The sequence below is a fragment of the Streptomyces marokkonensis genome (assembly GCF_039539045.1).
GTDB classification, from domain to species: Bacteria; Actinomycetota; Actinomycetes; order Streptomycetales; family Streptomycetaceae; genus Streptomyces; species Streptomyces marokkonensis.
Window position 1 is genome coordinate 71,631 of sequence record NZ_BAABCQ010000009.1, and the last position, 8,921, is coordinate 80,551.

An 8,921-nucleotide genomic window follows, 5' to 3' on the forward strand; every position below is an offset into this window, starting at 1 on the left:
CAGGTGGCAGGTGGCAGGTGGCAGGTGGCAGGTGGCAGGTGGCAGGGGCGGGGGCGGCCGGGGCGTGCGCCCCCCGGCCTGCCGCCAGTCGTCCGGCGTCAGTCGTCCATGCGGACCGGCATCAGCAGAGAAAAGGACGTCTCGTCGTCCGTCCGGCGGACCGCGACAGGGGCCGTGGGGGCGCCGAACTCCAGGATCAGCCGGTTCCGGTCTCCGGCGGTGAGCGCCTCCAGCAGGAATTCGCGGTTGACGGTGACGTCGTCCGGGTCGTCGTCACCGTCTTCGCAGACGGTCACCGTGCCGTCGTCGGCCACCCTGAGCACGCTGAGCTCGTACGACGCACCGTCCTGCTCGCGTACCCCGCTCGCGCGGACGGGACCGGACTCCAGGGCCTCCCGGAACGCCGGCACATCGACGAGAGCCCGCCGTCCGGAGGGCAACTGGACGAGTCGGCGGTAGTCCGGGAAGTCGTAGGCGAGGTACTGACCGGCCGTCTGACGGTCTCCGGCCTCCAGCGTCACGCGGTCGCCGTCCACGGTCAGGACGACGGACTCGTCACCGCTCAGCAGCGCGCGCATGGCATCGACCAGCGGGACGGGCACGATGACCTGTCCGCGCGGCCCACCGTGTCCGGTGGTACCCGTCCGCGCGACGGCCAGCCGGTACCGGTCGGTGGCCACGAGGTCGAGCACGTCCCCCTCCACGTCGAACAGGATTCCACCGAGCATGGGCAGTTCCGGGTCGCCACCGGTGGCGAAGCGGACCGAGTCCAGTGCGGCGGCCAGTTCGGGCGCGGAGACGGACAGCCGGACGGTGTCGGCGTGCGGTGCAGCGGTCATGGGGTTCTCCCTGTGGTCGAGTAGCGCTCGGAGCGTGGAGAACTCGCTGCGGGCATCGGTCAGCCCCAGTTCGAGACGGCGCAGGTGCGCCTGGAGGAGCCCGCGGACCAGGTCCGCGTCCGCACTCGACCAGCCGGCCAGGACCAGCCGGATGTCCGCCAGCGGCATACCGGCCCGCCGCAGCCGGGCGAGCAGCCGGGCCTCGTCGAGCTGCTCGGGGGCGTACCAGCGGTAGCCACTCACCGGATCCACCCAGGCGGGGACCAGCACCCCGGCCCGGTCGTAGAACCGCAGGGCGCTCACGCCCAGTCCGCTGTCGCGGGCCATCTCCCCAATGCTGCGCATCTCGCTCTCCACGTCCGCAACCCTGAGCCCTTGACCAGGTCGAGGGTCAATCATGGCCCGCCGCGGCCGGCCAGCGGTCCTGTGGAGTGTCCTTCGCCCCGCCCCGCCCCGCCCCGTCTCGACCTGTGAGCGGCTCCAGGCAGCGTCCGCGCCCACCGGCCCACCGGCCCACCGGCCCACCACGCTCCGGTCCACCCTGCCCGGCCCGGTGCGCGCCGCCGTCTGCCATTCTTGCGCCGTGCAGAAGCCCACCGCCGTCACACCTGACGCCCCCATGACGATACGGACGCCGCTCCTCACTCAGGAGTGGCTCGACCTCACGTTCATCCACTGGGCCGTGGAGCCCGCCGCCGTGGCGGGGCTCATGCCGCGCGGCGCCGTTCCCGACACACACGACGGGCTCACGTACGTCGGGCTCGTCGCCTTCCGGATGCACCGGGTCGGCTGGCTGGGGATGCGCGGCGTGCCGTACTTCGGCTCCTTTCCTGAGACCAACGTGCGGCTGTACTCGGTCGACGCGCACGGGCGACGCGGTGTGGTCTTCCGGTCGATGGACGCCTCGCGGCTGATGCCGGTGGTCATGGGCCGCTTCGGCTTCCGGCTGCCCTACCTGTGGTCCCGCATGACGCTCCGCACCGTCGGCGACACCGTGACCTACGACAGTTCCCGCCGCTGGCCCGGGCCACGCGGCGCGTACAGCCGTATCACGGTACGGCCCGGCGAACGCATACACGAACCCACCGGCCTGGAGCACTTCCTCACCGCCCGCTGGGGCATGCACAACGCGTTCTTCGGCGGTGCGGCGTATCTGCCCAACCACCATCCCCGATGGCCCCTGTACCGCGCCGAACTCGTCACCTGTGACGAGGACCTGGTGGAGAGCGCCGGAATCCCGGCGCCCGCCGACGCCCCGGTCAGCGTCCTGTACTCACCCGGAGTCCCGGTCCGTCTCGGCAGTCCGGCCCGCTCCGCGCGCCCCGGCCCTTGACCTCGAGCGCGTTCGAGGCGACAGGCTGATCCGCATGAACACCGATACCGCGGACAACAGGGCCGACGCCGCGGACATCAAGGCCATGGAGCAGGCCGTGGCCACCGTCGAGCGCACCCAGAGCACCCAGAGCACCCGGCGTGCCATGGACGCCGAAGGGGTTCCTCGATCTCCTCCACCCCGAGTCGTTCACCTGCCCGTACATGTCCTCCAACTCGGCTGCCAGTGCCGCCCATTCCTCGCCGCGGGAGACGTCGAGGTGACGACAGCCGGCCGCGGGGTCGATATCGGTGGCGATGACCCGGGCACCCTCGCGGGTGAGCGCCTCGGACTCGGCGGGGCCCTGGCCGCGGGCGGCACCCGTGACGACGACCTTGCCGAGCACCCTCTTGCGGTGCGGGTCGCTCACGGCCGTTCCCGGCCGCGACGCCGGCCGGCCGGCACGGATACCGGCTGCGCGCCGGGGACGACGGTGTTCGTCAGGGTGCCGATGCCCTCGACGGTGAGGGAGACGGTGTCGCCGGGCCCGAGCGGCGGTGGGGTGTGCTCGCCGCGCAGGCCCCACAGTTCGGCCAGGCAGCCGCCGTTGCCGCAGGTGCCCGAACCCAGGACGTCCCCCGGTACGACGCGGGTGCCGCGGGAGGCGTAGGCGGTCATCTCCTCGAAGGTCCAGCTCATGTTGGACAGCAGGTCCTCACCGACCTTCTCGCCGTTGACATGGGCGGTCAGGGCCAGGCGCGGGAAACCGTCCGCGTCCCGGTACGACTCCAGCTCGTCGGCGGTGACCAGATATGGGCCGAGGGTGGTGGCGGTGTCCTTGCCCTTGCAGGGGCCGAGGCCGACCTTCATCTCCGCGCCCTGCAGGTCTCGCGCGGACCAGTCGTTGAACACGGTGTAACCGATGACGTGGTCGCGGGCCTGCTCGGGAGTGAGGTCGCGGCCCTCCCGCCCGATCACCGCGCCCACCTCCAGCTCGAAGTCCAGCACGGCCGAACCAGGCGGCATAGGGATGTCGTCCCCGTGGCCGTAGACCGCGTGCGGGTTGGTGAAGTAGAAGGTCGGCGCCGCGTACCACTGCTCGGGGACGCCTGCGACGCCGTCGACGGAGCGGCGCACGCCTTCGACGTGCTCCTCGAAGGTGACGAAGTCCCGTACCGAGGTGGGCTGGAGCGGGGGCAGCAGCCGGACCTCGGAGACATGCGGGCCGGGCGGGACATCGAGGGCCTGCCGGCCGGAGGCGAGCAGCCCGGGCAGGCCGTCGGTCTCCACCAGCAGTGCGGACAGCGAGGAGACGCCCGGCAGTGGGAAGAGGGTGCCGTCGTCCTCCACGACGGCCACCCGGTGGCGGTGTCGGTGTTCGTAGGCGGCGAAACGCATGGTGCGGCTCCAGGGGCGGGGCGGCCGGGGACACGCGGAAGGCGGCTCCCGGCGCACGGGTCCGGGGACGCGACGGTGTGAGTCAGGGCTGGACACCGGCGCCGCGCCCCCGGCGACGAAAGGGAGGATCAGACCGGCGGGGCGACGAACACGCCGCGGTCGGGGTCGTTGAAGGACTCCTTGGCGACCAGCTCGTTCATGGGGTTGGCGGTGCCCCACTGGTCGGTGACCTCAGGCTGGGAGAAGTCGTAGACGTGCGGGTGCCAGGTGTCCTCGTCCAGGTTCTCCAGCTCGGTGGTGTACTCGACGGTGTTGCCGTGCGGGTCGAGGAAGTACGTGAAGGTGTTGTCGCCCGCCATGTGCCGGCCCGGGCCCCAGATCTTCTTGAAGCCTGCCCGCATGACGCGCCCGGATCCGCGCATGTACTCGTCGATGCCGCGCATCTCGAAGGAGACGTGGTGCAGTGCGGTGTGCGGGCCCTGGGCGATGGCCATGGAGTGGTGCTGGCTGCTGATCCGCATGAAGTGCATGACCTCGCCCATGTGCGGCGAGCTGAGCGTGTCGGAGAGGGCGAAACCGAGATGGCGCTCGTACCACTCGCGGGTGCGGTTCAGGTCGGGGGAGTTGAGTACGACGTGGGAGAGCTTGACCGGGATGGACTCCTTCTCCTCGATCTTGCGGTGCTGCCGCACGTCTACGCCGGCGGACACCTCGATCGTGCGGCCGTCGACGTCGAAGAAACGGAAGCCGTAGCCGCCGCCAGGCGTGTCGACCCTGCCGGGCCGGCTGATCAGCTGCACGCCGCCCGCGAGTAGCCGCTCGGCGAGGGTGTCGACGTCCGCGGCGGACGCGGCGCCGTAGGACACGAGGTCGAGGCGCTTCTCCTCGGCCCTGCGCAGTCGCACGACGTACTGCTCCGGGGAGCCCTCGGCGGCCAGGAAGGAGATGCCGGAGTCCTCGGCGACCTTGGTCAGGCCCCAGACACTGGAGTAGAAGTCGAGCTGCTTGTCGTAGTCGGGCACGGCGAGGTCGACGTGCCGCAGGTGGGTGAGCAGGCGCATGGTGTCAGTCCTTCCGGAGGAGGGCCGCCGCGGTGCCGCCGCGGACGGCGTGGAAGTCGGCCTCGGCGAGCTGTGCGGCGCGCAGGGCGCCGACCGGGTCCTCGGTGCCCATGTCGAAGGGGAAGTCCGAGCCGAGCAGGACGCGGTCCGCTCCGGCGACCCGGACCAACTCCCTCAGCACGTGCGGGTCGTGGACGAGAGAGTCGAAGTACAGCCGCTTCAGATAGCTGCTGGGTGGGTGCGCGCAGCCGGCGTGCGCGTCGGAGCGGGCCGACCAGGCGTGGTCGGAGCGGCCGATGTGGGTGGGCAGGTAACCACCGCCGTGCGCCGCGATCACCTTCAGCCCGGGGTGTCGGTCGAGGACTCCGGAGAAGATCAGGTGCGAGAGCGCGACGGCGTTCTCGGTGGGCTGGCCGACCGTGTTGGACAGGTACCACTGGTCCAGGCGCTCGTCGAGCGTGCATCCGAAGGGGTGCAGGAAGACGATCGCACCACTCTCCCCGGCCCGGGACCAGAAGGGCTCGTACGCCGGGTCGGACAGCTCCCGGCCGGGGGCGTGACTGGAGATCTCCACGCCCGCCAGGCCCTGCTCCAAGGCGTGTTCCAGGGCGCGTACCGCCTGGTCCGGGTGCTGGAGGGGGGCGAGTCCGAGACCGCGCAGCCGTTCGGGGGCGGCGGAACAGTGCGCGGCCGTCGCCTCGTTGGCGAGCAGATACACCTTCTCGGCCGTCTCCTCGTCCGCCCAGTAGTGGTAGTGCGAGGGCGACGGACTGACCAGTTGTACGTCCACACCCTGCGCGTCCATCGTGGCCAGGCGCACGGCGGGGTCGGTCATCCTGGGGATGCGTTCGCGGACCATGGGACCGCTGACGGCGAGGGAGGCGGGGCCGTTGCGCCCGGCGTCGAGCGCCAGGGCCTCGGCGTGTCCGGGCAGACCGGCCACGAGCGCGTCGATCGCGGGTAGCAGGACGTGTGCGTGCACGTCCACGGTAGGTCTGGTTTCGGTGGTTCCAGTGGTCTGGGTGGTCTGGGCGGCTTCGGTGGTCCCGGTGGTCACATCGGTCATGGCAGGTCCCTGAGCAGGGTCATGGTGCGGGCCATCAGGCCGGGCACGTCGGCGTCGCGCACCCCGTCGAGCTGCCACTGCCCGATCTGCACCGACGCCTCGACGACCGGACGGACACGGGTGATCCGCCGCTCGTAGTACGCCTGGAACAGAGCGTCGTTCCACTCGTCGGAGCCGGTCAGCATCTGCGCGAGCACCCAGGCGTCTTCGAGGGACAGCGCGGCACCCTGGGCGAGGGTGGGCGGGCAGCAGTGGGCGGCGTCACCGACGAGGACGACTCGGCCGCGGTGCCAGGATCCCTCGACCAGCATCCGGTCGAACCAGGTGTAGTTGACCTTCGCCGGGTCGTTGATGTGCTCGGTGACCTCCGGCCAGCAGCCGCCGTAGTGCCGGGTGAGGCGCCGCATCTCGTCCGCGTACGACTCGGTCGGTATGGAGGCACGGTCCCGGTTGGCCTCGACGACGTACGCGTACAGGGTCGTCTCGCTGGTCGGGCAGTACCCGGCGATGTAGGCCGGGCCGCCGTAGGCGAGGTCGGTGCGGACGACACCCGTCGGACGGGGGGCCGCGACGCGCCAGATGGCCATGCCGGTCGGCTCGGGCTTCGCCGTGATGCCGATCGCCGAACGGGTCGTGGATCCCATGCCGTCGGCGGCGACGACCAGGTCGTAGCGGTCCTCGGTACCGTCACTGAGGCGGACGGAGACGCCCTCGGCGTCCTGGGCCAGGATCTCGGCGGTGATGCCCAACCGGACCGACGCGCCACTGGCACGTACGGCCTCGATCAGGATCTGCTGGAGCCGCGGCCGCTGCATGCCGACGGTGGCGGGCAGGTCGTCGCCGCCGGTGCGCAGGTCGTCCTGTGCGTGCAGGACGGTGCCGTCGGGGGTGGTGATGCCGACCGAGCAGAAGCCGAAGCCGGACGCCTCCACCTGCTCCCACACACCGAGTTCGCGCAGCACACGCAGGGCGTTGCCCTGGAGGGTGATGCCGGAGCCGGCGGTGGCGTTCCAGTCGTCCTTGGCCTCGATCAGGTCCACCGCGACACCGGCGCGGCGCAGCAGGACGGTGACGGCGTTGCCGGCCGCGCCGCCGCCGACGACGAGGACCGTGCGGGGTTGGATCATGGGAACTCCCTTGCTCCTCTGGGGGTCGCTACTTCACGGCGATCGGGTTGACGGGGGAGCCGACCGCGCCGGTGATGGGCAGGGGCGCGGCGGTGAGCGAGAACTCGTACACGCCGTCGGCCGCGCAGTCCTCGGCGAGCGCTTCCAGGTCCCACATCTCGCCGATCAACAGGCCGATGTGCGGGATGGCGACCTGGTGCAGTGGCTGGAAGGCGTGCTCGAACTCGTTCGGACGGACCTCGAAACCCCAGGTGTCGGTGGCGATCGCGGCGATCTCGGTGCGGTGCAGCCAGCCGGCCGAGGTGAAGGACAGTCCGGGCGCGGGACCGCCCGCGTAGTCGCCCCATCCGTCGCGCCGGACCCGGGCGAGCTGTCCGGTGCGAACCAGCACCATGTCGCCGCGGCCGACGGACACGCCGTGGGCCTCCGCGGTAGCCGTCAGATACTCCTCGGTGATCGCGAAACCGTCCGGCAGCTCGCCTTCCTCGCCGATCACTCGCCCGACGTCCAGCAGCACACCCCGCCCGGTGACGTGCGGGGCCATGTGCTCGACGCCGGTGACCAGATCGCCGTCCGAGGTGACGACCTGCTCGGCCGGGCGTCCGTTCCACGCCTTGCCGTGGTCGAAGATGTGCCCGAGGCCGTCCCACTGCGTGGAGCACTGCAACGGCATGGCGATCACGTCGTCGGCGCCGCCGATGCCGTGGGGAAAGCCCTGGTTGCCGAGGGCGGCGTCGGTGCCGGTGTCGAGCATGGTGTGCACCGGGTTGGTGCGCCGCCGCCACCCCTTCTGCGGGCCGTTCATGTCGAAGCGCTGGGAGAGGGAGAAGCTCACGCCCCGTCGCACCAGCCCGGCGGCCTCGCGGCGCTTGGCCTCGTCGAGGAGGTTCAGGGTGCCGAGTACGTCGTTCTCGCCCCAACGGCCCCAGTTGGAGTACGTCTTGACGGCCCGCGCGATCGAACCCTCGGGGTCGGTGCGGTCCAGGATCTCGAGGTGGTCCGAGGCTTCAGCGCGGTCCGGAGTCTCGAGATGGCGCGGGACGTCGATGCCGTCCGGGGTCACTGCGCCGTCTCCGCCACACAACGGGTGCGCTGGGCGCCGAGACCGGTGATGGCGCCGTCCATGACGTCGCCGTCACGCAGCAGCCGGCCCCAGTGCATACCGTTGCCGGCCGGGCTGCCGGTCAGCACCAGGTCGCCGGGCAGGAGGCGGGCGCTCTCCGAGGCGTAGGCCACCATGCGTGCGACGTTGAAGATCATGTCCTTGGTGGTCTCGTCCTGCATGGTCTGGCCGTTGAGCTTCAGCGTGAGCCGCAGGTCGCCGGGGTCCGCGATCGACTTGGAGGGCACGATCCAGGGCCCGAGCGGCGTGAACCCGGGTGCGTTCTTGCTGCGCAGCCAGTCCGTGCCGATCTGCGGCATGTCCCGGCGGAAGACGGTCGCCCGGTCGGTGAGGTCGTTGGCGATCGTGTAACCGGCGATGTACGCCGGCGCCTCATCGACGGAGACCCGGTGGGCCGGCCGGCCGACGACCGCGGCCAACTCGAGCTCCCAGTCGGGCTTCTCGGCCCAGGCGGGGAGCACGACGTCGTCGTGGGGGCCGGTGATGGCGCTCGGCAGGCCGATGAACACGTACGGCAGGTCGTCGGAGGCCCGCCGGTCCATGATGTCCGCCGCCTCGGCGCGCCGCTCCTCCTCGGGCCGGCCGTCGCCCGGGGCCCGGTGCGCGACGTGCAGGTCGATCACGTGCTGCCGGTAGTTCGCCCCCGACTGGAAGACCTGACGCGGTGTGACGGGCGCGTGCACCCGGAAGCCGGCCAACCGTTTCCGGTCCGGACCGCTGTCACCGGCCAGCGCCCGCAGCCGCGGCAGCGCCGACTCCCAGGTCTCCAGCAGGTTTCGGGTGGTCAGCCGTTCGTCGCCGAAGGCGACGCGCAGATCGAGCACCTGGGCGTCGGGGGTGACGAGGGCGGGGAAGGGCGGCCCGTCCGGGGCCGACAGCGTGCCGAGGGCGAAGGGGCCTGCGAACAGCGCGGACGAGGGTTCAGGTATCACGGACATGTCCTCCTGATTGCGGTGGCACTAATCTGGACCCGCCACCCGCGATCAGGGAAATAG

The 8,921-nt window shown here is 71.3% G+C and carries 8 protein-coding genes and 1 pseudogene; 1 reads left to right on the plus strand and 8 read right to left on the minus strand.

Translation table 11 applies throughout. The annotated features are described in order from the left end of the window. Nucleotides 1–98: 98 nt before the first annotated feature. On the minus strand, nt 99–1,184 hold the full coding sequence (locus ABEA26_RS03925) for a DNA polymerase III subunit beta family protein (protein WP_345589217.1): 1,086 nt from the start codon (nt 1,182–1,184) through the stop codon (nt 99–101). A gap of 238 nt (nt 1,185–1,422) precedes the next feature. Between ABEA26_RS03925 and ABEA26_RS03930 the strand changes: the two genes are divergently transcribed. Continuing rightward, entirely contained in the window at nt 1,423–2,172 is a 750-nt protein-coding gene (locus ABEA26_RS03930) for a YqjF family protein (protein WP_345589218.1), read from the plus strand. 172 nt (nt 2,173–2,344) lie between these two features. Here ABEA26_RS03930 and ABEA26_RS03935 read toward each other — a convergent pair. The 7 genes and pseudogenes from ABEA26_RS03935 to ABEA26_RS03965 all read right to left on the minus strand — a co-directional run. Continuing rightward, nucleotides 2,345–2,581, minus strand: a pseudogene (locus tag ABEA26_RS03935) (3-oxoacyl-ACP reductase); the annotation flags it as partial. Further along, nucleotides 2,578–3,549 (minus strand): fumarylacetoacetate hydrolase family protein, encoded by a 972-nt coding sequence (locus ABEA26_RS03940; protein WP_345589220.1) that lies wholly within the window; start codon nt 3,547–3,549, stop codon nt 2,578–2,580. The gene ABEA26_RS03940 and the pseudogene ABEA26_RS03935, both read right to left, overlap by 4 nt. Nucleotides 3,550–3,677: 128 nt before the next feature. Further along, nucleotides 3,678–4,610 (minus strand): VOC family protein, encoded by a 933-nt coding sequence (locus tag ABEA26_RS03945; RefSeq protein ID WP_345589222.1) that lies wholly within the window; start codon nt 4,608–4,610, stop codon nt 3,678–3,680. Nucleotides 4,611–4,614: 4 nt separating this feature from the next. Beyond that, on the minus strand, nt 4,615–5,676 hold the full coding sequence (locus ABEA26_RS03950; RefSeq protein WP_345589223.1) for an amidohydrolase family protein: 1,062 nt from the start codon (nt 5,674–5,676) through the stop codon (nt 4,615–4,617). Beyond that, the gene (locus ABEA26_RS03955; RefSeq protein WP_345589226.1) at nt 5,673–6,803 is read right to left on the minus strand and encodes an FAD-dependent oxidoreductase; all 1,131 of its coding nucleotides are present in this window, start codon (nt 6,801–6,803) and stop codon (nt 5,673–5,675) included. Before ABEA26_RS03955 ends, ABEA26_RS03950 begins: the two co-directional genes overlap by 4 nt. 28 nt (nt 6,804–6,831) lie before the next feature. After that, a complete protein-coding gene (locus ABEA26_RS03960) occupies nt 6,832–7,788 on the minus strand; it encodes a cyclase family protein (RefSeq protein ID WP_345589234.1) in 957 nt (318 codons plus the stop codon). A gap of 74 nt (nt 7,789–7,862) precedes the next feature. Next, the gene (locus ABEA26_RS03965) at nt 7,863–8,864 is read right to left on the minus strand and encodes a fumarylacetoacetate hydrolase family protein (RefSeq protein ID WP_345589228.1); all 1,002 of its coding nucleotides are present in this window, start codon (nt 8,862–8,864) and stop codon (nt 7,863–7,865) included. Nucleotides 8,865–8,921 lie beyond the last annotated feature (57 nt).